This window comes from Roseiarcus fermentans, from assembly GCF_003315135.1.
Classification (GTDB): domain Bacteria; phylum Pseudomonadota; class Alphaproteobacteria; order Rhizobiales; family Beijerinckiaceae; genus Roseiarcus; species Roseiarcus fermentans.
This window is the reverse complement of sequence record NZ_QNRK01000001.1, coordinates 168,994-190,945: the sequence shown is the minus strand read 5'-3', so window position 1 is coordinate 190,945 and position 21,952 is coordinate 168,994. Positions and strand designations below refer to the sequence as shown.

The 21,952-nt window shown below is 68.3% G+C and carries 21 protein-coding genes; 3 read left to right on the top strand and 18 right to left on the bottom strand.

The genetic code is table 11. The features are described 5' to 3' along the window. Positions 1-142 precede the first annotated feature (142 nt). Complete coding sequence (locus DFR50_RS00860; RefSeq protein WP_113887289.1) at positions 143-1,915, top strand: adenylate/guanylate cyclase domain-containing protein; 1,773 nt, start codon at positions 143-145, stop codon at positions 1,913-1,915. A gap of 153 nt (positions 1,916-2,068) precedes the next feature. Here the strand turns inward: DFR50_RS00860 and DFR50_RS00855 are convergent, their stop codons facing one another. From DFR50_RS00855 to DFR50_RS00840, 4 genes are read right to left on the bottom strand one after another with little or no spacing between them, the layout of a single operon-like run. Next, the gene (locus tag DFR50_RS00855) at positions 2,069-2,785 is read right to left on the bottom strand and encodes an LrgB family protein (RefSeq protein ID WP_113887288.1); all 717 of its coding nucleotides are present in this window, start codon (positions 2,783-2,785) and stop codon (positions 2,069-2,071) included. Further along, complete coding sequence (locus DFR50_RS00850) at positions 2,782-3,165, bottom strand: CidA/LrgA family protein (protein WP_113887465.1); 384 nt, start codon at positions 3,163-3,165, stop codon at positions 2,782-2,784. Before DFR50_RS00850 ends, DFR50_RS00855 begins: the two co-directional genes overlap by 4 nt. Before the next feature lie 32 nt (positions 3,166-3,197). Next, positions 3,198-3,815, bottom strand: coding sequence for a septation protein IspZ (locus tag DFR50_RS00845; RefSeq protein WP_113887287.1), 618 nt, complete (start codon positions 3,813-3,815; stop codon positions 3,198-3,200). Between the two features lie 4 nt (positions 3,816-3,819). After that, positions 3,820-4,794 (bottom strand): alpha/beta hydrolase, encoded by a 975-nt coding sequence (locus DFR50_RS00840; RefSeq protein ID WP_113887286.1) that lies wholly within the window; start codon positions 4,792-4,794, stop codon positions 3,820-3,822. Between the two features lie 405 nt (positions 4,795-5,199). Between DFR50_RS00840 and DFR50_RS31160 the strand changes: the two genes are divergently transcribed. Next, complete coding sequence (locus tag DFR50_RS31160; protein WP_147262622.1) at positions 5,200-5,760, top strand: hypothetical protein; 561 nt, start codon at positions 5,200-5,202, stop codon at positions 5,758-5,760. Between the two features lie 287 nt (positions 5,761-6,047). Here DFR50_RS31160 and DFR50_RS00835 read toward each other — a convergent pair whose 3' ends face one another. The 13 genes from DFR50_RS00835 to DFR50_RS00775 all read right to left on the bottom strand — a co-directional run bounded on the left by DFR50_RS00835 (position 6,048) and on the right by DFR50_RS00775 (position 19,555). Continuing rightward, positions 6,048-6,701, bottom strand: coding sequence for a class I SAM-dependent methyltransferase (locus DFR50_RS00835; RefSeq protein ID WP_113887285.1), 654 nt, complete (start codon positions 6,699-6,701; stop codon positions 6,048-6,050). After that, complete coding sequence (locus DFR50_RS00830; protein ID WP_113887284.1) at positions 6,698-7,186, bottom strand: UPF0262 family protein; 489 nt, start codon at positions 7,184-7,186, stop codon at positions 6,698-6,700. Before DFR50_RS00830 ends, DFR50_RS00835 begins: the two co-directional genes overlap by 4 nt. Next, on the bottom strand, positions 7,183-8,487 hold the full coding sequence (gene hisD, locus DFR50_RS00825; protein WP_113887283.1) for a histidinol dehydrogenase: 1,305 nt from the start codon (positions 8,485-8,487) through the stop codon (positions 7,183-7,185). Before hisD ends, DFR50_RS00830 begins: the two co-directional genes overlap by 4 nt. Positions 8,488-8,511: 24 nt before the next feature. Beyond that, on the bottom strand, positions 8,512-8,967 hold the full coding sequence (locus DFR50_RS00820) for a DUF2948 family protein (RefSeq protein WP_113887282.1): 456 nt from the start codon (positions 8,965-8,967) through the stop codon (positions 8,512-8,514). Positions 8,968-8,971: 4 nt separating this feature from the next. Next, the gene (gene murA / locus DFR50_RS00815) at positions 8,972-10,261 is read right to left on the bottom strand and encodes a UDP-N-acetylglucosamine 1-carboxyvinyltransferase (RefSeq protein ID WP_113887281.1); all 1,290 of its coding nucleotides are present in this window, start codon (positions 10,259-10,261) and stop codon (positions 8,972-8,974) included. A gap of 37 nt (positions 10,262-10,298) precedes the next feature. Beyond that, the gene (locus tag DFR50_RS00810) at positions 10,299-10,484 is read right to left on the bottom strand and encodes a hypothetical protein (RefSeq protein WP_113887280.1); all 186 of its coding nucleotides are present in this window, start codon (positions 10,482-10,484) and stop codon (positions 10,299-10,301) included. Between the two features lie 113 nt (positions 10,485-10,597). After that, a complete protein-coding gene (recN, locus tag DFR50_RS00805; RefSeq protein ID WP_113887279.1) occupies positions 10,598-12,268 on the bottom strand; it encodes a DNA repair protein RecN in 1,671 nt (556 codons plus the stop codon). Between the two features lie 16 nt (positions 12,269-12,284). Continuing rightward, entirely contained in the window at positions 12,285-13,184 is a 900-nt protein-coding gene (locus tag DFR50_RS00800) for an outer membrane protein assembly factor BamD (RefSeq protein WP_113887278.1), read from the bottom strand. 235 nt (positions 13,185-13,419) lie between these two features. Continuing rightward, a complete protein-coding gene (lpxC, locus tag DFR50_RS00795) occupies positions 13,420-14,361 on the bottom strand; it encodes a UDP-3-O-acyl-N-acetylglucosamine deacetylase (protein WP_113887277.1) in 942 nt (313 codons plus the stop codon). A gap of 334 nt (positions 14,362-14,695) precedes the next feature. Further along, positions 14,696-16,324, bottom strand: coding sequence for a cell division protein FtsZ (gene ftsZ / locus DFR50_RS00790; RefSeq protein WP_113887276.1), 1,629 nt, complete (start codon positions 16,322-16,324; stop codon positions 14,696-14,698). Between the two features lie 92 nt (positions 16,325-16,416). Then, a complete protein-coding gene (gene ftsA / locus DFR50_RS00785; protein ID WP_113887275.1) occupies positions 16,417-17,733 on the bottom strand; it encodes a cell division protein FtsA in 1,317 nt (438 codons plus the stop codon). Beyond that, complete coding sequence (locus DFR50_RS00780; RefSeq protein WP_113887274.1) at positions 17,730-18,647, bottom strand: cell division protein FtsQ/DivIB; 918 nt, start codon at positions 18,645-18,647, stop codon at positions 17,730-17,732. Before DFR50_RS00780 ends, ftsA begins: the two co-directional genes overlap by 4 nt. Further along, positions 18,635-19,555: a D-alanine--D-alanine ligase gene (locus DFR50_RS00775; protein ID WP_113887273.1), complete on the bottom strand. Its 921-nt coding sequence runs from the start codon at positions 19,553-19,555 to the stop codon at positions 18,635-18,637. The genes DFR50_RS00780 and DFR50_RS00775 overlap by 13 nt, the downstream gene beginning before the upstream one ends. A gap of 464 nt (positions 19,556-20,019) precedes the next feature. Between DFR50_RS00775 and DFR50_RS33260 the strand changes: the two genes are divergently transcribed. After that, positions 20,020-20,154 (top strand): hypothetical protein, encoded by a 135-nt coding sequence (locus tag DFR50_RS33260; RefSeq protein ID WP_281015833.1) that lies wholly within the window; start codon positions 20,020-20,022, stop codon positions 20,152-20,154. On the opposite strand, the gene DFR50_RS31155 is transcribed toward DFR50_RS33260, so the two are convergent. After that, positions 20,144-21,322 (bottom strand): DUF3800 domain-containing protein, encoded by a 1,179-nt coding sequence (locus tag DFR50_RS31155; protein ID WP_147262621.1) that lies wholly within the window; start codon positions 21,320-21,322, stop codon positions 20,144-20,146. The genes DFR50_RS33260 and DFR50_RS31155 overlap by 11 nt on opposite strands. Positions 21,323-21,952: the final 630 nt, after the last annotated feature.

Genomic DNA, 21,952 nt, shown 5'->3' with positions numbered 1-21,952 from the left:
GCCGACCATCCGGCTTGACGACAGGCGGACGCGAGGCGCGCGCTCGGGCCACGGAAGCCGGGCCGTCGGCGTTTGACGGCCGTTGGTTCTGGATTGTCCGCCTTGCGCCCCTATATAATCGGAGCCAAGTCGGAGCCGGCCCATGATTGTCACGCGCAAGCTCGCGGCCATACTGGTCGCCGACATCGTCGGCTATTCGCGCCTCGCCGGGGCGGACGAGGATCGCGTTCTGGCGCGCCTGCGGGCGTTGCGCAGCGATCTGATCGACCCGAGCATTTCCGTGCACAACGGCCGCGTCGTCAAGCGCACCGGCGACGGCGTGCTGGTGGAGTTTCGCAGCGTGGTCGACGCCGTACGCTGCGGGATCGAGATGCAGAACGGGCTGATCGAGCGCAATGCGGGCGTGCCCGCCGACCGCCAGATCCGCTTCCGAATCGGCATCCACCTCGGCGACGTCGTCGAGGAAGCGGACGGAGACCTCATGGGAGACGGCGTAAACATCGCGGCGCGGCTCGAAGGCATCGCCACGCCCGGAGCGATCGCCCTCTCGGAGGACGCCTACCGGCAGGTGCGGGGGCGGATCGAGTTCGCGGTCAGCGATCTCGGCATGAAGGCGCTCAAGAACATCGCCGAGCCGCTGCGCGTCTATTCGCTGCAGGTCGGCGTCCCGGCGGAGGCGCGCCCGGCCCCGCTCGAATCGCCGCCCCAGCGATCCGGGCCGGAGCGCTGCTCGCTGGTCGTGCTGCCGCTGGCGAGCCTGGGCGGCGGCGAGGAGCACGAGGCGTTCGTGGACGGCGTCACCGAGAGCCTGACGACCGACCTCTCGCGGCTCTCGAACACCGTGGTCGTCGCCCGCAACACGGCCTTCACCTACAAGGGCAAGCCGGTCGACGCCAAGCAGGTCGGGCGCGAGCTCAACGTCCGCTACATCCTCGAGGGCAGCATCCAGCGCGGCGCGGGACGGATGCGGATCAACACCCAGTTGATCGACGCGGCCACCGGCAACCACATCTGGGCCGACCGGTTCGACAAGCCGGTGGCCGACTCGTTCGACATGCAGGACGAGATCGTCTCGCGGCTCGCCAACCAGTTGCGCGCGGAGTTGATCGCGGCGGAGGCCCGCCGCGCCGAGCTCGAGCCCAATCCCGACGCGATCGACTATTATTTCCGCGGGGTCGCCGCCTTCAACAAGGGCCGGATCGAGAACATCCTGCGGGCGAAGGAGCTCTTCCAGGAGGCGCTGAAGCTCAATCCGGCCCAGGTCGACGCGATCGTCGGGGCGGCGCGCGCCGACGTCATCATGGCCCTCTACCGGCAGGAGGAGCGCGCCGAGCGCCTCAAGGCGGCGGAGAGCGAACTGCTCAACGCGCTCGCGATCGACCCGCGCAGCCATTGGGCCCACCTCTGGCTCGGCTACGTGCAGATCCTGACCAATCGCGCCTCGCGCGGCGTCGGCGAACTCGAACGCGCGATGTCGCTGAACCGCAACATCGGCGTCGCGCACGCCTGGATGGGCCTCGCCAGGATCATGCAGGGCCGCGCCGAGGAGACCGAAGCGCACGTCGCCGAGGCGTTCCGGATCTCGCCGACCGACGGGGTCGCGTTCCTGTGGAAGTACATCGCCGGGCTCGGCAAGCTGTTCCTCGGCGCGGACGCGGAGGCGGCGGAACTGTTCCGCCAGTCGATCGACGCCAGCCGCAACTTCCCGCTCAACCATTTCCACAACGCCGCCGCGCTCGGGCTGCTCGGCAGGCAGAGCGAGGCCGAAAGCGAGGTCGAGGCGGGGCTCGCGATCGCGCCCGGGTTCACGCTCGCCGGCTACCGGGCCGCGGCCGAGAGCGACAATCCGGTGTTCCTCGCCCAGCGCGAGCGGGTGATCGAGGGCATGCGCAAGGCGGGCGTGCCGGAGGGATAGGCGCGTCGGGCGCGATTATGACGGTTCCGCGACGTATCTTCGATCGCGACTGTTGCCGAACTGTGACAGCCGCGCGCGGCGTTCCGGCCTATGCTGGCCAAACCACGGGTTTCTCGATTCTCCCACGGTGGGGCGGCTTCGGCCGCCCCTTTTTTATCCGGCGAGCCACGGCAGCAGAACGGGAATGAGCGCCGGCGTGACGACCGCGTTCAATCCCATGGCGATGCCGGCGAAGACGCCGGCGACCGGATCGACGGCGAAGGCGCGCGCGGTGCCGATGCCGTGCGAGGCGAGGCCGACGGCGAAGCCGCGGGCGGCGTAGTCGCGGATCTTCAGGGCGTTCATCAGCGGCGTGACCATGATCGCGCCGAGAATGCCAGTGGCGATCACCAGCACCGCGGTCAGCGGCGGCGCGCCGCCGAGCGTTTCCGACACCGCCATCGCCACCCCGGCCGTCACCGACTTCGGCGCCAGCGACACCAGCACCGCGCGCGGCGCGCCGAGCGCGCGCGCGACGACGAGCGCCGAAACGATCGCCGTCACCGCGCCGACCGCGAGCGCCGCCGCCATCGGCAGGAGATTGCGACTGACCAGCTCGAGATTGCGATAGAGCGGCACAGCCAGCGCCACCGTCGCCGGCCCGAGCAGGAAATGGACGAATTGCGCGCCGTTGAAGTAGGTCTGGTAGTCGGTCCCGGTGAGCATCAAGAGCGCGCCGACGAGCGCGATGGCGATGGCGACGGGATTGACGACCGGGTGGCGGCCGGCCGCCGCGGCGATCCGGTCGGCGACGATATAGGCCGCGAGCGTCGCCGTGAGCCAGAACAGCGGCGTCGTCTGAAGATAGACCCAGAGGCGGAACGGGATCATACCTCCCTCCTGAGCCCGATCAGCCGCTTGACAGCCAGGAACGCGCCGACCGTCGCGATCAGGGTGACGAAGGTCGAGACGATCAGCGCCGCCGCCAGCGCCACGCCCTCGGCCCGAAGAAGGCCGAGATACTGGACGACGCCGACGCCGGCGGGGACGAACAGCAGCGACAGGTTGGCGAGCATTCCGGCCGCCGCCCGGCCGAGTTCGCTCGACGCCAGCTCTTCGTCGTCGAACGGGCGAAAGGCGCGCCAGCCCGCCATCGCCGCCACCAGCAGGCCGAGGCCGACGACGGGACCGGGAGCGGGAAGGCTCAGGCCGCGCGCCAGAATCTCGCCGGCGAGCTGAAAGAACAGCAGGAGAAAGACGCCTCGGATCATGGTTCCCTTTGTCGCCGCGAGGGCCGTCCCGGTCAATCGCCCGCCGGGGCCGCCTCCGGTTTCGGCAGGAGCCCCAGGCGGCGGCACAGGAAAAACAGCCGCCGCCCCTGGGTCGCGCTGATCAGGATCATCATGCCGAGGCTGACCGAGCCGACCAGCGAGCGCACGGCCATCGCCTCGAGCATCGGCAAGGTCCAGGCGGCCCAGACGTAGAACGCCGCCTTGACGATGAAATAGCCGGCCCAGACCAGGGTGAAGAGGCGGAAGAAGGCGCGCGTTTCCCGCGTCGCCGGCACGCTTTCGCCGCGCGCCTCGGCGGCCTCCTGGATGATCGGCCTCTCGCCCAGCGCGCCGACGACGAAGGCGAGGCCGACCGCGACATTGGTGACCGCCGCCTCGTATTTCAGCATGAACGGCGAGGTCGAGACGAGGTCGATCCCGCCGAAGACGAGGGTCAGCGCGCTGACCAACAGATAGAGCCGGGTGAACGGCTTGCCCGTCAGCCTTCGCCAGGCCGCGTCGGCGAGGATGAAGACGAGGGAGCCGACGATCGCGGGCTTGACGCCGAGCGTCGGCGCGAGCGCCCAGAACACGATCAGCGGCCCGAATTCGGCGAGCGCCCAGCGCGCGGCGGCGATGAGTCTCGGCATCCGCTCAGGCGTTCAGCGCGGCGACGATCGCCTTGATCGCCTCCTGCCGCCAGCACAGGCCCATGTGGTCGACGCCCGGAATCAGCGTCACCCGGACGCCGAGCGGCGACAGGACGCGCGCGAAGGCCGCCGAATCCATCAGTTCGTCGTCGGCGCCGGAGATCACCTCGATCGGCGCCCGCGCCTTCCCGAACGCCGCCTTCCAGTCGTCCGGCGCGGCGTAGCTCGCCATCAGGCGGAAGGTGTATTGATCGGTGACGAACTTTTTCGAGTTCGGTCCGGTGGCGAAGGCGAGCACGGGCAGCGCCTGCGGCCAGTCGATTCCGAGCCGCGCCAGGGCGAGGATGGCGATGATGCGCGGCACGTTCGCCGACGCCCAGCCCTTCGCCGCGTCGGTAATCCGGACCGTCGGGGCGCGATGGCCGAGATAGGGCGCGAGCAGGACGAACCGCTCGAAGGCGGCGCCGAGCGGCCCGGCCGCGACCCTGAGCCCGTAGCCGCCGCCAGAGGAATGGCCGACGAACGCCAGCTCGGCTTCGGGATCACGCGCGCGCAACTCGGCGATCAGGTCGGCGAAATCGTCGTCGTGCTGGCCGGCGTAAGCCGCGTCGCCCCGCGTCCCCGAGGCGCCGTGGCCGCGGAAGTCGACGGCGACCGCGCCGATCCCGGCGTTGCAGAGCCCACGCGCGATCGCGTTCATCTGGGCCGAGGCGCCGGCGGAACCGTGGGCGAGCAGGGCGATCCGGTTTCCCGCGCCGTGCGGGGCCGGATAGCGCCGGTAGGCGAGCCAGGTGCCGTCGCGCGCCTGAAAGCGGTCGAGCTCCGGCAGCCCCTCGGGGTCGATCTGCAACGCCCCGTCGAGAACGGAACCGAGCGGCGGCGGGACCTTGAGCGGAGCAGCCAGCAGCGCGGCGAGACCGATCGCGGCGAGGCCGGCGAGCGCGAACAGGATGACGAGCAGGTCGAAAAGGAGCGCCACGGGAGCCTCGCGGATTTCCCTCTCTCTCGCGGAGGAACCCGTCACGGTCAAGAAGGGCGCTCGATCGGCGGCGTTGCAGCATTTACGTCAGTTAGCAGAGGAATGTGACGCCGTGGCTTGAGGCACGAGACTGGCAGTGGGGTGCCGAAAGACTGTGCCGAGGCCCTCGCTTAGCATCGCAAGGCCGCGGACGAGGGCTATGCCTTTGCGCAGATTGACCTCGGACTGATATACGAGGACGGTCGTCGCGTGCCAACTACGTGCAGGCTCTCACGTGGTTGAGCTTGGCAGCGTCGCACGCAGGAGATGCCATGGTTGCTCGGGAAAGGGTGACCAAAGACCGCGACGCGGTGGCGACCGGGATGATGTCAATCAAATCGGCGAGGCACAGCGGAGGGCAAGCGAGTGGAAGCCAAAGTGAGCCAAAACAGAATCCGGAAGATCGAGACCCCAAAGCAATTCTTCGATTATATCGTTGACGTCGACGTGTCAGTGCTTCTGGCCGCGCAGACTGATCTTCGACTTGCGTACCACGCATGCGTTTCGATCTGGAGCCTCAGAAACTGGGTCGCAGCCACGCACTATAATCAACATTGGTCAAATGCAGGCTCGCCTAAGCCAAAATTTAGCAACGATGGCGATCTCCAGTCCGAGTTGGCAAAAATTGACAAACGTTTTGACGTTGTCAGAGATATAGCCAACGCATCGAAGCATATGGTGCTCAATCGGAAGCCAAGAATATTGCAGGGAGCACAAGACATAAGATTGATTGAAACGCCCGTATTGCTAAACACTGCTCAGTTTGATTCTCAGGGATTCAATGAAGGACAATTCAACCAATCTGATGATATTGTAACGGAAAATTGGCTAATTGTTGAAACTGAGAACCAAGATTATGATGTTGTAGACTGCATTAATTTTACTCATGCTGTTTGGCGCGGCCTGTTAGATGAAAATTCCTGGTGAAACCCACGGTTTGTATCTTGCATTTTGAACGGAACTGTTCTTCCGAAGGCTACAGGACGGGATGCACTCAAAGATTCGACCGCGAGGTAACTTCTCTTAATCGGAATACAATTGCGAAGGGAAACCAATATTGCGCCCCGTACGCCCCCCTTTCCCCTTCTCGCGCCTCGCCCACGTACGGACGGCCGCGGGGGCGGCGATCGCCTGAAAATTCCGTCGCAACGCGTTGAAATCCTGGAATCCGCGCCCGCAACCGGCGGAGCGCTCGCCGACCCCCTTCACGGGACTCAGCGGAACCGGAACACGCCCGTGCGCTTGATCTCGGAATCCTCGAGGTCGCGCGTCACCGGCACGCCGTACTCGGCGACGCTCTCGAGCCGGTCGAGCGCCAGATAGGTGCGGCGCGGGTCGCCGACGAGAACCGTCGCGCCGCGCCGCGCGAGGCCCATGAGCCAGTCGGTCGCGGCCTCCGCCATATCCTTCTCGTAACTGACGTCCCCCGCCAGCACGACGCTCCAGTCCTCGTCGGCGCCGATCAGGTCCTCGTGGCGGGGCGTGACGGCGACCCGGTTGATGGCGGCGTTGATCTCGATCGCGGCGACCGCGAAGGCGTCGATGTCGGAGGCCTCGACCTCCGCCGCGCCCGCCAGCGCCGCGGCGATCGCGACGAGGCCCGAGCCGGAGGCGAAGTCGAGAACCCGCCTGGCGCGAACGAGGTCCGGATTGTCGAGGACGTAGCGGGCCAGCGCCTGCCCGCCCGCCCAGGCGAAGGCCCAGAACGGCGGCGGCAGGCCCAGTTCGCCGATCTCCTCCTCGGTCCGCTTCCAGATCGGCAGCGCTTCATCGGCGAGGCCGAGCCGCAATTCGGGGACCAGCGGCGGGACGAGCAGCCTCGTGTTGGCCGCCACGAACGCGCGCCGGGCGGCCGGCGTCGCGATCATATCTTCCAGCGCAGCGTGGAGATGAGCGTGAACAGCCGGCGCGAGGTGTTCTGGTCGATCGTCACCCTTTCGGACAGCCGATGCCCGATCAGTTCGGCGCCTTCGTTGTGCAGCTTGGTGCGTTCGCGGTCGATCGCCTCGATCTGGCGCGGGCTCGCCGTGCGGATCGCCGAATAATAGGTCTCGCAGATCAGGAAATAATCCTTGAGCAGCGATCGGAACGGCGTCATCGACACCACGATCGACAGCGCCTGCTCGCCGTCGGAGGTGCGGATGTCGAAGGTGAACTTCGATTCCTCCTGCGAGATCGTCATGGTGTAGGGGCCGTCGTCGCGGCCGGGAATGGCGAACGTGTTCTCCTCGACGAGATCGAAGATGGCGACCGCGCGCTCGTGATCGGCCTCGATCGCCCCGCGCGGGATGGTGTCCTCGTCGAGAAAGACGTCGCTCAGCCGGTCGCGCCGGTCGTCGTCGCGCGCGTTCATCGGCCGGCCTCCGCAGCGAGCCGGATCGACACCGATCGGGCGTGGGCGTCGAGCGCTTCCGCCCGACCGAGAGTCACGGCGGCGGGGCCGAGCGCGGCCAGCGACCGCGCGTCGCACTTGAGCAGGGAGGTGCGCTTCATGAAGTCGAGCACCCCGAGCCCGGACGAGAACCGGGCCGAACGCGCCGTCGGCAGCACGTGATTGGAGCCGCCGACATAGTCGCCGATCGCCTCCGGCGTGTAGGGCCCGAGGAAGATCGCCCCGACGTTGACGATGCTTTCGGCGAGCGCTTCGGGATCGCGGGCGATGATCTCGAGATGTTCGGGCGCGAGGCGCTCGACCAGCGGCAGCGCGGCCTCGAGCGAGGGCGCGAGGATGATCGCGCCATTGTCGCGCCAGCTCGCGCCGGCGATGTCTCGCCGCGGCAGATCGGCGAGCTGGCGCTCGACCTCGGCCGCCGCGGCGCGCGCGAGCGCGGGGTCGTCGGTGATCAGAATGGACTGCGCCGCCGCGTCGTGCTCGGCCTGCGCCAGCAGGTCGGCCGCCACGAAGCGCGGATCGGCGGTCGCGTCGGCCAGAACGACGACCTCGGACGGTCCCGCGATCATGTCGATGCCGACGGCGCCGAACACCCGCCGCTTGGCCGCCGCGACCCAGGCGTTGCCCGGACCGACGATCTTGGCCACAGGGCGGATGGTTTGCGTGCCGTAGGCCAGCGCCGCCACCGCCTGGGCGCCGCCGACGCGGTAGATTTCGTCGACGCCGGCGATCCGCGCCGCCGCCAGCACCAGCGGATTGATCCGGCCCTCCGGCGTCGGCACCACCATCGCCAGGCGCTTGCAGCCCGCGACCTTGGCTGGAACGGCGTTCATCACCACGGAGGACGGATAGCTCGCGGCCCCGCCCGGAACATAGAGCCCGACCGCCTCGATCGGCCGCCAGCGCCAGCCGAGCTCGACCCCGAGCGCGTCGGTGAAGCGCAAGTCGGCCGGCTTCTGACGCTCGTGGAAGGCGGTCACCCGGGCGTGGGCGAGTTCGAGCGCGGCGAGCGCCTCGGCGTCGCAGGCCGCGACCGCCGCGTCGATTTCGGCGGCGCCGATGGCGACGCCCATCGCCACGATGTCGACCCGGTCGAGCCGCAGCGAATGCTCGGCGAGCGCCGCGTCGCCGCGCGCGCGCACGTCGGCGATGATCTCGGCGACGACGGCGTCGACGTCGGCCGCGGCCTCGCGCTTGGCGCCGAGCAGCGCGACGAAGCGCGCCTCGAAGTCCGGCGACCGCATGTCGAGTTCAACAGCCATCGATCCTCTCCGCCCCGTTTCCCGTCAGACTGCCGAGGGGTCCGACAGCGCGTGCCCGTCGCAGCTTTCCGCGGGAGCGCGGAGCTCCATGTCGCGCAGCTCCGCCTCGACGCACTCGACGTCGAGGCGGACCAGCGCGCCGTCGGCGAAGGCCAGCACGATCATGCCCGCGGGAGGATCGGTCTTCTGGAACGTGACCGCCAGCAGATTCAGCGTCGCCTCCCCGCCCGCGTCCCTGAGCCCGAGCTGAGAGGCCTTGAGCACCCGATCGAAGCGCAGCACGCTGGACACCCGCTCGGCCGGGCCGGTCTTCGCCCGCACCCAGTCGTAGCGCATGCCGGCGACGAGGAAACGACGCTGCCTCGGCAGCCACACCATGTCGGCGCGCTTGACGCAGGTATTCTGCGCGTGCGCCGAGATGACGTCGAGACCCTCCCGGTCCAGCGCGATGAGCTTCAGCCGATCGTCGCCCGTCGTCATCGGCTCAGCCCACGATCCGGCTGATGTCCGCGCCGCACGCGCTGAGCTTCTCCTCCAGCCGCTCGAAGCCGCGATCGAGGTGATAGACGCGATTGACCGTGGTTTCGCCTTCGGCGGCGAGGCCCGCGATCACCAGCGACACCGAGGCGCGCAGATCGGTCGCCATCACCTGGGCGCCGCGCAGTCGGTCGACGCCCTCGACGATCGCGGTCTCGCCGTCGAGGCGGATGCGCGCGCCGAGCCGGGCGAGCTCCTGCACGTGCATGAAGCGGTTTTCGAAGATCGTCTCGGTGATGCGCGACGTTCCCCGGGCGCGGGTCATCAGCGCCATGAACTGCGCCTGAAGGTCGGTCGGGAAGCCGGGGAAGGGCGCGGTCTCGACGTCGACGGCCTGAATGCCGGCGCCGTTGCGCCGGACGCGCACGCCGCGGTTGTCGCTCGTCACCGTCGCGCCGGCCTGCTCGAGCGTGTCGAAGGCGGTCTCCAGCAGGTCCTCGCCGACGCCCTCCAAGAGGACGTCGCCGCCGGTCATGGCGACGGCGGTCGCGTAAGTGCCGGCCTCGATCCGGTCGGGCAGAACGCGGTGGTTGGCGCCGTTGAGGCGGGGCACGCCGACGACCTCGATGATCGGGGTTCCCGCGCCGCGGATGCGCGCGCCCATCTTGTTGAGACAGTCGGCGACGTCGACCACCTCCGGCTCGCGCGCAGCGTTGACGATGCGGGTCGCGCCATGGGCCAGCGACGCCGCCATCAACGCGATATGCGTGCCGCCGACCGTCACCTTGGGAAAGTCGATCTCCCCGCCGATCAGCCCCTTGGGCGCCCTGGCGACGGCGTAGCCGGCGTCGATCTCGATCGTCGCGCCGAGTTTCTCGAGCGCCATCAGCAGAAGGTCGACCGGCCGCGTGCCGATCGCGCAACCCCCCGGCAGCGACACCCGCGCCTCGCCCACCCGCGCCAGCAGCGGCGCGATCACCCAGAAGCTCGCCCGCATCCGCGACACCAGCTCGTAAGGCGCGGTGGTGTCGACGATCGTGCGCGCGCGCAGATGCGCGGTCTGGCCGGTCGCGGCCTCCTCCCGGGCGCGCTTGCCGTCGATCGAGTAGTCGACGCCGTGATTGCCGAGGATGCGCGCGAGCTGGTTGACGTCGGCGAGCCGCGGCAGGTTTTCCAGCGTCAGCGTCTGGTCGGTGAGCAGCGAGGCGATCATCAGCGGCAGGGCGGCGTTCTTGGCCCCCGAAATCGGAATCACGCCGTTCAGCTGCGCCCCGCCGCGAATTTGAATCCGATCCATGCCCAGTCCTTCCGGCCCAATACTCTTCGAGGAATGTTCAGCGACGCTCTTCGTCCGCCGGCGGCGACCCGGAGGCGAGCGCGTCCGGCGCCGGCGCCGGCGCCGCGTCGCCGGCGCGCGACCGCTGCTGGGCCTTGCGCCGCTTCAGGTTCTCGCGCAGCGACGAGGCGAGGCGCGCCCGCCGCCGATCCCGGTTCGCGTTCCCGGCCTCATCCGGGCCCATGTGCGTCCTCACATATTCGCCGGACCGAATGCCGCTTCGGTCGACGGCTTGATAGGGCCAAGGCGGCCGGCTGGGCAAGCCCGATTGGAAATAAGGGACTGGACTTTCAGCGCTCATCCGGCCTTTTCGATCAGACTGGCGGCGGCGGCGCGCGCCTCGCGGGTGATTTGCGCGCCCGCCAGCATGCGCGCGATCTCCTCGCGCCGTTCCGCCGCCTCGAGCGCGGACACGCTGGTGACGACGCGCTCTCCCGCGCCGACGTCGCTCTTGACGATCTTCAAATGCCGCCTCGCGCGGGCGGCGACCTGGGGCGCATGCGTCACCGCCAGCACCTGCGCCCGCGCGGCGAGGCGCGCGAGCCGCTGGCCCATCGCGTCCGCGACCGCGCCGCCGACGCCGGCGTCGATCTCGTCGAACACGAGGGTCGGGGCGGTGCCCCGCTCGGCGAGGCACACCTTGATCGCCAGAAGGAAGCGCGACAGCTCGCCGCCGGAGGCGACCTTCATCATCGGTCCCGGCCGGGCGCCGGGATTGGTGCGGACGAGAAACTCGGCCCGGTCGTAGCCGGTGGGCGAGGCGAGCGCCTCGTCGGCCGTCACCTCCACCCGGAACTCGGCGCGCTCGAGCTTCAGCGGCGGCAGCTCCGCCGTCACCGCCGTCTCGAGCTCGCGGGCGCTCTGCCGCCGCGCGGCGCTGAGCGCGCGGGCGGCGGCGTGATAGCGCTCCCGGACGAGGGCGGCCTCGCTTTCGAGGCGCGCGACCTCGTCGCGACCGGCGTCGAGCGCGGCCAGATCGTCCGCGTATTTCTGCGCCAGCGCCGGCAGGCCGTCGATCGGGCGCCCGTGCTTCCGGCTCATCGCGCGCAGGGCGAACAGACGCTCCTCGCAACGCTCGAGCTCGTGCGGATCGAAGGCGGACGCTTCCAGGGCGTCCTCGACGGCGCGCGCCGCCCCCTCGAGCGCCTCGAGCGCCTCGTCGAGCGCCTTGACGCTCGGCTCGATCAGGCCGGGCGCCTGCGACATGCGGCGCTGCAGCCGGCGGGAGACGCTGACCAGCATCGGCAGGATCGCCGCGTCGCCGGTCAGATGGTCGCGCGCCTCGCGAATGTCGGCCGCCACCTTCTCGCCCTGCATCATCGCCTGGCGGCGGACGGAGAGCTCCTCCTCCTCGCCGGGGCGGACCGCGAGCTTGACCAGTTCGTCGTGCGCGTGACGCGCGAAGTCGGCCTCGGCTTCGGCCGCGGCCACCCGCCTGCGCTCGGCGTCGAGCGCGCTCTCGACCGCGCGCATGGCGGCGTGCGCCTCTTGCGTCGCCCTCGCCTGCGGCTCGAGCCGGCCGTAGGAATCCACCAGCGCCCGATGGGTCGCGGGGTCGGTGAGCGCGCGCTCGTCGTGCTGGCCGTGGATCTCCACCAGCGACGACGCGAGCGAGCGCAGCGCCTGAACGCTCACGCTCTGGTCGTTGACATAGGCGCGGGTGCGCCCGTCGGCGAGTTGAACCCGGCGCAGGATCAGCTGGTCGCCGATCTCGATGTCCTGTCCCTCGAGCAGCGCATGGGCCGCGTGTCCGGCCGGAAGCTCGAACACCGCGACGACCTGGCCCTGCGTCTGGCCATGGCGGACGAGGCCGCCGTCGCCGCGCGCGCCCAGCGCCAGCGACAGCGCGTCGAGCAGGATCGACTTTCCCGCGCCCGTCTCTCCGGTGAGAATCGTCAAGCCGCTCGAAAATTCGAGATCCAGCTGATCGATCAGGACCACGTCGCGGATGGAGAGGCGCGCGAGCATGGGCTCGGGGCTCCTGTCAGGACGGAACGACCACGTGGTAGATCTTGGCCATCCAGGATCCCGTGTCTTCGTGCGGCGACAGGCCGTGGCTCTGCAGCACCGAATACGCGTCCTTGTACCACTGGCTGTCGGGGAAGTTGTGGCCGAGAACCGCGGCCGCCGTCTGCGCCTCCTCGGTGATCCCGAGGCCCATATAGGCCTCGACCAGCCGGTACAGCGCCTCGGGAGCGTGCCGCGTGGTCTGATAAAATTGCAGGACGTTACGGAAGCGGTTGATCGCCGCGGTGTAGTTGTGACGGGCGAGGTAGAACCGCCCGATCGACATCTCCTTGCCCGCGAGCTGGTCTTCGCACACCGTGATCTTGAACTTCGCGTCCTCGACGTACTCGGACTTGGGATACTTCTTGAGAATGTCCTGGAAGGCGGCGAGCGCCTTGTTCGCCGCGTCCTGGTCGCGCGAGATATCGGGAATTTGCCCATAATAGGCGTTCGCCTGGAGGTAGGCGATGTAAGCCGCGTCCGGCGAATTGGGGTAGTCCTTCAGGTACTTCTCGGCCGAGGTCTCGGCGTCGGTGAATTCGCCGGCCTCATAGCTGGCGTACACCGTCATCAACAGACCCTTGCGGGCCCAGTCCGACTCCGGATACTGCTTGCCGAGGTCGGTGAACTTCTTGGCGGCCTCCTTCGGCGCGCCGTTCGCCAGCTTTTCGAGCCCCTGATCGTAGGTCTTGCTCGCCGGGACGTCGGGCTTGACCTCCATCTTGTATTTTTCCGCCCCGAACGGATTGAACTGATCGAACATCGAGCAGCCGGAGGCGCTCAACGCGACCGCGATCAAGGCTCCGCACGCCGCAAGGCGGCGCGCCCGGCGTCCGCCGGCGATCAAGGAAGCAGCGCCCAGTTCGACTTTGACCATGCTCTTGAACTCGATCGTGGCAATGATGGATCGGCGACGACCGCCGTCCCGCCGTCGCCTCCCGGCGACGGCTGTTTACCCCAGTCCCAGCGCGCGCGCCACTTTCCGCGGCCGATACGCGATTCGACCAATGGCGGCAAAATGTGGCGACGAGGCGCCCTCGACGCAGGCGATGGGGCCAAACGATGCGCGGCGGCGAAATCCAGCACCGCGGCGACGATCAGCGGGCGGGGGATTACTCGGCCGCGGCGAAGGCCGCGGCGGGGACATGCGCCCCGACGCCCCTGACGGAGGGCCTCGCCGGCGCCGCCTCGACGTAGAGGTAGGCGGAGCGATCGGCGAACAACGCCTCGAGCGCCAGAGCGTTCAGCTTGTGGCCGGGCCGATAGGTCCGGTACGCGCCGACGATCGGCGCGCCGGCCAGAGAGAGGTCGCCGACGGCGTCCAGCGCCTTGTGGCGCACGAACTCGTCGGCGTAGCGCAGGCCTTCCGGATTGAGGATCTCGTCGTTGTCGATGGCGACGGAATTTTCCAGCGACGAGCCGAGGGCGTAGCCGGCCTGCCATAGTTTCTTGACGTCGCTGACGAAGCCGAAGGTGCGGGCGCGGGCGATCTCGCGCCGGAACGCGCCGGGATCGAGGGCGAGGGCGAGGCTCTGGCGACCGATGGCGGGCGAGGCGAAGTCGATCTCGACGTCGAGCCGGAAGCCGCGCTCGGCGGGAAGGAACTCGGCCCAGCCGCCGTCGCGCTCGACCCGCACCGGCTTGACGATCTTCAGGTAGCGGCGCGGCCGGCTCTGCTGAATGCAGCCGACCTGATCGATCGCGGCCACAAAATCGGCCGCCGAACCGTCCATGATCGGTGTTTCGGGTCCGTCGATCTCGATCAGGACGTTGTCGATCTGCAGCCCGGAGAGGGCCGCCAGCAGATGCTCGACCGTGCTGACGCTCGCTCCCGACGCGTCGCCGAGGATGGTGCACAAGGCCGTGTGGGTGACGTTGGCGCGGCGCGCCTTCAGATGGCGCTCGCTGCCGCCGGCCAGGCCGGTGCGCAGGAAGGCGACGCCCGAATCGGGCTCCGCCGGATGCAGAACCAGCTGCGCGGGCGCTGCGGAGTGCACGCCGACTCCGCCGATCGATACGCGGCGGCGCAGGGTCGTCTGGTAAGCAGCCTTCATCGTCGATTGCCTCCGGGCGTTCGCCCGGTCCCGATTTGAGGCTTTCTGCGCGCGCCGGCCGGATTGGCCAGAGGCGAGAAACCTTACGCGGTCGCAACCGCCCGCCGCAGCGAGCCGGACCCGGTTTGTCCGGACCAGAGATACCGGGCCGCGCCGGACCGAGACAAATCACCTTTGGTGACCAAAAGTTACAAATCGGAAACATTCCATTCATTGTTTCTTTTCAAAAGTTTGGACGCGATCATCGCCGATTCGGCCGGCGCGAACGCGACCGGCCGCGACCAAACGTCGCGGCCGCCGCTGGGCAGGATCGGACAGAATCAGCGCTGCTGCGTCAGTGCTGCTGCCGCCGCAGAAACGCCGGGATGTCCAGGTGGTCGTCCTCGGTGACGGGCGGCCTGTGGGTCGGCCGGCCGTGCGGGTCGAGCCCGCCCGCAGGCGCGGCGGGGGCGCGCGCCGGCAGCGGACGCGGCTGGGCGCGGGGGTAGTCCGGCGCGACCGGCGTGGTGTAGGCCCGCGGCTGAGCGACCGGCGGCGCGGCCGGAACGGGCGCCGCCGGTCTCGGGGCGGGCTCGTCGTCGTGCCGGGTGATGCCGAAGGCGGCCAGCTTCTCCAGCAGCGACTTGCGGCGGGTCTCGGGCGTCGCGGCCGTCGCGCCCTGGGCGTCGCGCATGGCCCGCAGCTGATTCTGCGTGTGCTGCGGCAGGTCCTCGATCTGGGGCATGCGCGGCGCGCGCACCATCGGCTGCTCGGGCGCGGGCGGGATGAAGGGCAGGGTTTCCTCCTCCTGCGCCTCGCGCCGGCCTTCGATCGGGTCGGGGAACGCGACCGCGACCGGAGCCACCGCCTGGATCTCGACGTCGTTGACCATCGCGGCGGCCGGATAGGCCTCGACCGGGGCGGGCGCCGTGCGGGCCGGCGCGTGCGACGGAGCCGCCGAGCGCGGCCGCGACATCGGCTCCGCCCGGAGCTGGACCGGCTCGATCTGCGAGATCGCGACCTGGTCGATGCCGGTGGCGACCACGGACACGCGCACCACCCCGTCGAGCGCGGAGTCGAACGTCGCGCCGAGGATGATGTTGGCCTCCTCGTCGACCTCCTGGCGAATGCGGCTCGCCGCTTCGTCGACCTCGTAGAGCGTGAGGTCGTTGCCGCCGGTGATCGAGATGAGCAGCCCGCGGGCGCCCTTCATCGAGGTCTCGTCGAGCAGCGGGTTGGCGATCGCGGCCTCGGCGGCGAGCACGGCCCGGCGCTCGCCGGTCGCCTCGCCCGTGCCCATCATCGCCTTGCCCATCTCGCTCATGATCGAGCGGACGTCGGCGAAGTCGAGGTTGATCAGGCCTTCCTTGACCATCAGGTCGGTGATGCAGGCGACGCCGGAGTAGAGCACCTGGTCGGCCATCGAGAAGGCGTCGGCGAAGGTCGTCTTCTCGTTGGCGACGCGGAACAGGTTCTGATTCGGGATGATGATCAGCGTGTCGACCGCCTTCTGCAGGTCGGTGATGCCCTGCTCGGCGACCTTCATTCGCCGGCCGCCCTCGAAGTGGAAAGGCTTGGTGACGACGCCAACGGTGAGGATGCCCATCTCGCGCGCCGCGCGGGCGATCACCGGGGCGGCGCCCGTGCCGGTGCCGCCGCCCATGCCGGCGGTGACGAACACCATGTGGGCGCCGGCGAGGTGATCGCGGATCTCCTCGAGCGCCTCCTCGGCCGCGGCCTTGCCGACCTCGGGCTTCGAGCCGGCGCCGAGCCCTTCCGTGACCTGAAGACCCATCTGGATGATGCGTTCGGCGCGCGATGAGGTGAGGGCCTGCGCGTCGGTGTTGGCGACGACGAAATCGACGCCCGAGAGGCCCGACACGATCATGTTGTTGACCGCGTTGCCGCCCGCGCCGCCCACGCCGCAGACCATGATGCGGGGCTTCAATTCCCGCAGTTCGGGCGCCTTCAAGTTGATAGACATGACACCACCTCATCCCGTTGGGCGCCCGCAGACGCCGGTGTATCTGACGTTTTGCGCGCTTCCGGGCCCCCGGCGGCGGGACCCGAAACTGGTTAGAAACTCTCCTTGAGCCAGCGTCCGACGCGGGACGCGTAGCCCTCCCCCTCGTAGGCCTGCCGCGAGGCGTGGCGAGAAGGTTCGAAATATTCGAGGCCTGCCATCTGCGGATAAATCATCAGGCCGACCGCCGCCGCGAACGACGGGCTCTTGCCCGATTCCGGCAGACCCTCGATTCCGAGCGGCCGCCCGATGCGGGCCTGGCTCGAGATGACCGAGCGCACGAGTTCCGGCAGTCCCGTCAGCTGACAGGCCCCCCCGGTCATCACCAGCCGGCGGCCGACATGGGCTGCGTGGCCGGAAGCGGTCAGGCGATCGCGCACGAGCTCGAGGATTTCCTCGACCCGCGGGCGGATGATCCGGATCAGCTCGGATTTCGGCAGGTGGGTCGGATGATCCATGTCGTCGCCGAGCCGATGCACCGCGATCGATTCGCGGTCGTCGGACGGCGAGGCGATGCAGGCGCCGTAGAGCGTCTTCAGCCGCTCGGCGTCGGTCATCGACACGTTCAGGCCGCGGGCGATGTCGCGGGTGACGTGAATGCCGCCGACCGCGACCGCGTCGACATGGATCAGCCGCCCGCCGGAGAACACCCCGACCGTCGTCGTGCCGCCGCCGAAGTCGATGACCGCCGCGCCGAGGTCGGCCTCGTCGTCGACCAGGGTCGAGAGGCCGGCGGCGTAGGGGGTGGCGACCATCGCCTCGACTCGCAGGTGGCAGCGTTCGACCACCAGCATCAGATTGCGCGCGGCCGCCAGCTCGCACGAGGCGACGTGCAGGTCGACGCCCAGGTCCTCGCCGATCATGCCGTTGGGGTCGTGGACGTCGCGGGTGGCGTCGAGCGAGAAGGCGGTCGGCAGTCCGTGCAGGACCGTGCGGCCGGGCTGCGCGCTCGCCGCGGACGCGGCCTCGAGCACCCGGTGGACGTCGTTTTCCGACACCGTCTTGCCGCGCAGCGCGACCTTGGCGTTGAAGCGCTGCGAAGCCAGCAGTCCGCCGGACATGTTGACGATGACCCCGCCGACCTCGACGCCGGCCATCCGCTCGGCCGCGTCGATGGCGAGGCGCGCGGCGTGCTCGGCCGACAGCAGATCGACGATCGCGCCGCCCTTCACCCCGTTCGAGCGCTGATGTCCGATGCCGAGGATCTTGCAGCGATGGGTTCGCCCGCGCAGCGACGTCGACGCCTCCATCGGCGTCAGCCGCGCGACCAGGCAGACGATCTTCGAGGCGCCGACGTCGAGGATCGACAGGATCGCCTGCTTGCGCGCCGGAATCTGGCGCATGCGCGGGGGGAGCGGCCGGAACGTCATGGCTGCGCGTCTTTTTTCTTGGGCGCGTGCGCTTCCGCCCAGGCTTCGGCCGATTCCCGCGTCAGGCGCACGAACACCCGGTCGGGCGCGCGGAAATCGAGCGCCAGCACGTCCTTGTCGAGAATCCGCTGCTCGCGCTCGAGCTTCACGAGCGTGGCGATCGCCGCCTGCGGGTCGTCCTCCGGCAGCTTGATGTCGAGTCCGGACTTGAGCCGGAGGTTCCAGCGGCGCTGATCGATGAGAATGCCGGCCTCGACCCGGGTCCGCAGTTCCTCCATCGCGTCGAGAAGCGCGGTGAATTCCCGGGCGCGCAGGTTCGCGCCCTCGCCGACGACGAACGGCAGCCCGGCGTAGCGGCCGTCGCTGACGTCGTCGATCGCGCCGCCGTCGGCGCCGATCGCCTTCACCTGACCGTCCTTCTGCCACAGCGCGTAGGGCGTGCGCTCGACGATGTCGATGACGAGCTGGTCGGGGTAGAGCTTGCGCACGCTCGCCTGCTTGACGAGCGGGTCCGCCTCGAGCCGGGCCTTGGCGGCGGCGACGTCGAAGAAGGGAAGCGAGTCGGTCGCGGTGACGCCGGCGATGGTCAGGAGGCGGGCTTCGCTCATGTGCGCCGCGCCGGACACGGTGACCATGTCGACCCCGAAGCCGAGGGCGCGCGCGGCCACGTCGCCGACGCTGCCGTGACGGGCGACGAAATCCTGGAACTGCCCGCCGCGAATCGATCCGTATCCGGCGGCGCCGAAGAGGACGGCGAGCGTCAGCGCGATCTCGAGGCCGAACGGGGGCGGACGGTCGAGCGGCAGGCGCAGGCGGAACGATCCGCGCGCCGCCCGCTCGCCGCGCAGCAGCACCTTGGGCGGCCCGTCGGCCGCGGAGGCCTGGGGGTGGGTCGCGAGGCTCAGCGATCGCACGAGGCGTCCTCCACCATCCAGGCGACGAGCTCGGCGAACGACAGGCCCGCGTAGGCCGCCATATCCGGCACCAGCGAGGTCTCCGTCATTCCCGGCTGCGTGTTGACCTCGAGACACACGAGTTCGCCCTCTTCGCCTTTCGTTTCGTCGAACCGGAAATCGGCGCGACTCACGCCCCGGCACCCCAGCGCCCGATGCGCTGTGAGCGTCAACTGTTGGACCTTATGGTAAATATTCGGTTTAAGGCGCGCCGGAAGGATGTGCCGCGATCCGCCCTTGGCGTACTTTGCGTCGTAGCCGTAGAAACTTTCCGAAATCGACTCGATCTCGATGATGTCGAACACCCGCTCGCCCATCACCGCGCAGGTCAGCTCCTGGCCGGCGACGAATGTCTCCGCCAGCAGCGCGTCGCCGTAGGGCCAGTCCTCGCGCCCCACCTCCTGCGGCGGGTCGGCGCGATCCGCCTTGACGATGACGACGCCGAACGACGATCCCTCGGCGACGGGCTTGAGCACGTAGGGCGGCTCGAGCGCATGGCGGCGGGCGGCCTCGTGGCGGTCGATGACCAGCCCGTGCGCGACCGGCACGCCGGCTGCGGCCAGCACCGTCTTGGCGAGGTCCTTCTGCATCGCGAGCGCCGACGACAGCACGCCGGAATGGGTGTAGGGGATGCGCAGGATCTCGAGCAGGCCCTGGATCGTGCCGTCCTCACCGCCGACCCCGTGCAAGGCGTTGAAGGCGGCGTCGGGTTTCAGCCGGGCGAGCGTGTCGGCGATGGCGCGGTCGACGTCGACGCGGGTGACGCGGTAGCCGAGCCCTTCGAGCGCGTCGGCGCATTGCCGCCCGGAGTTCAGCGACACCGGGCGCTCGGCCGACCAGCCGCCCATCAGGACCGCGACGTGTTTCATGACGCGACAATTCCCTAACGCTTCGCCAAACGGCACAGTTAAGGCAGGCTTAAGGCGGGGGACTTAACGGCGCGTTAACCGGGGCCCACCGGCGCGAGAATCTGTCCGAAAGCGGGACTCGGGGCGGGGGAAGAGCCTCGGCCCGCCTCTTGTTCCGGTTCGACGCCGTTCCGGAAACGCTGGCGGTCCTGCCCTTCGACGCCCCGCCGACACTGACTGTGCGCGCATCCGCGTCGAACTGGAGGCGGCCGGGACGCCGATCGGCCCCAACGATCTCCTGATCGCCGCCCACGCCCGCAGCCTCGGGACCCTCCTCGTCACCGCCAACGCGGCCGAATTTCGCCGCGTCGAGGGGCTCGCCGTGGAGAATTGGCTGGCGTGAGGGCGAGCGGCGGGCGGGGTGCGCGGGTCGGAGACGGTGTAGCGCGGTCGAGCCGTGTGCAGTTCGGAACTTCGCCCAGGCCATGAGCTGGCTTGAGAAGACTGACCGCATCCACGCCGGCGTCATCGCCTGGTTCGCCGAGGCCAAGGGCGTCAAGCCCATGCCCCGGCGCGGTTTCCAGGCGCGCCTTGCGATTAAGGGAATTGTCATTTCTTAGAAGCGAGGGAAGCCGTCTTCCGTTCTGCATATTCTTGCATCTGCTTTTGCCTGTGGGTCTCGAACTCCGCAGTCTTCTCCTCGGCTTTGGCCTGTTGCTCGGCTGTGAGGGGCGTCGAAAAAACCGGCCCAAACTTTTCATCCATGAAGGCGCCGACCCCCTCAAACGAGAAATCGTTCTGAAGACCTCTCTTGAAAGCGAACTGCAAGAGCGCTGCACAATCAGACCCTATTTCCTTACCGTCCAGCGCGCGCCGGAAGAGCCAAAGGACCACGTCGATCACTTGCAGGCCAGCGCTCCCATTCTCGGTGGACATCCGGAAAACACTGCCTGGTCCTCGGCTCACAGAGAATGGTTCATCGCCCGGATAGATGATCGGTTGAACACCCTTTAGCTCCGGCTTCGACCATATAGCGTGCCATTCCTGTAATGTCCGCTGAAATTCCTCCTGTTCATCATGAATAATCTCTCGGATCGGTCGATTCCATGATTTGGAGAAACGCTCCAAGCCGTCCATGATGTGATTGAACGCAACGAAATTAGGTGAATGACCTTGACGGTGTGTCTTACCCTTCATATGCGTTGTGAAGTTCTCTGGGTTCTCAATGGCCCACTGCAACGCCCCCGAAACTATTACTCTTGACCTTGCGTCAGGAAGTAAGTGAACCCTCTCTAACATTGCTGAGGCCGCTTCAACAAATTTCTTCTTGGACGTAAATTCACTCTTTGCTGTTAAGCATTCCCAGACTGTCTTCGCAATTTCCTCGGTGATGACGAACGAAGCGAGTTTAAACGTCATCACGAGCTTCATTGGCTTGAGCCAGTATACGTTCCAAGGAACCGCCAGATTTTCTCCTTGATCAAAATACGTGTCAAAGACTTTGGTGGCCGCCAAGTACTTCTTTTCTATTCTCGAAAAGGCGAACTTTGCGCCCGCGGCTCGAAGAATCCTACGAAGATCGCGCGCGATCGGCTCAACCCGACCGACACCGAGTTCGTTGGCGTGCAAAGCGGCCACTCCGGCCATTTTGGCGACTCTTGTGACATCATGGCCATACACCAAATCAAAATTCGCTTTCGTAGCCATGGCAGCGGCCATGAACACCGGCTGGTTTTCGTCAAAAATGCGGTTTCCCGTATTACCGCTTTCGTCAATATAAGCCCACATCGAAATACTTCTGCTCCAAAGCTTCGAGATCTTCCGCTTCCCGCCCCGCTCTGAATCCGACGCCGGGCGCATACGGCGGGCCAGACATATCACGACCGCCGCGCAGCGCCGCAGGTCGCGGCACGACCAAGACCTACAACCGCTTTCACGACGTCGACGAACGCGGTGAACCGATACGCCACCTGCGCGAGCTACATGGCGATGTGGACCGCGCCCTGCCCAGCGCCTACCGCTGGGGCGGCCTCGCCGGCACGTTGCGTCTTGGAAACGCTGGCGGTCCTGCCCTTCGACGTCCGCACATCCGCGTCAAACTGGAGGCGGCCGGCACGCCGACCGGCCTCAACAATCTGCTGATCGCCGCCCACGCCCGAGCCTCCGGGCCATCGTCGTCACCGCCAACGCGGCGGAATTTCGCCGCGTCGAGGGCCTTGCCGTGGAGAACTGGCTGGCGTGAGGGCGAGCGCTGGCCGCGTTGCGAACGCCGGAGACGACGTGAGGGGACGTCGCAGATCGCAAGTCCGAACGGCAAGCCGGCGCGAGGCCCGCCATCGGTTTCACGACGCAACCCCGCCCGCCGTCGGCCCGAGCCGCCCGCGGAGTGAACGAGGCCATCGCGCGGACGGACCCTAC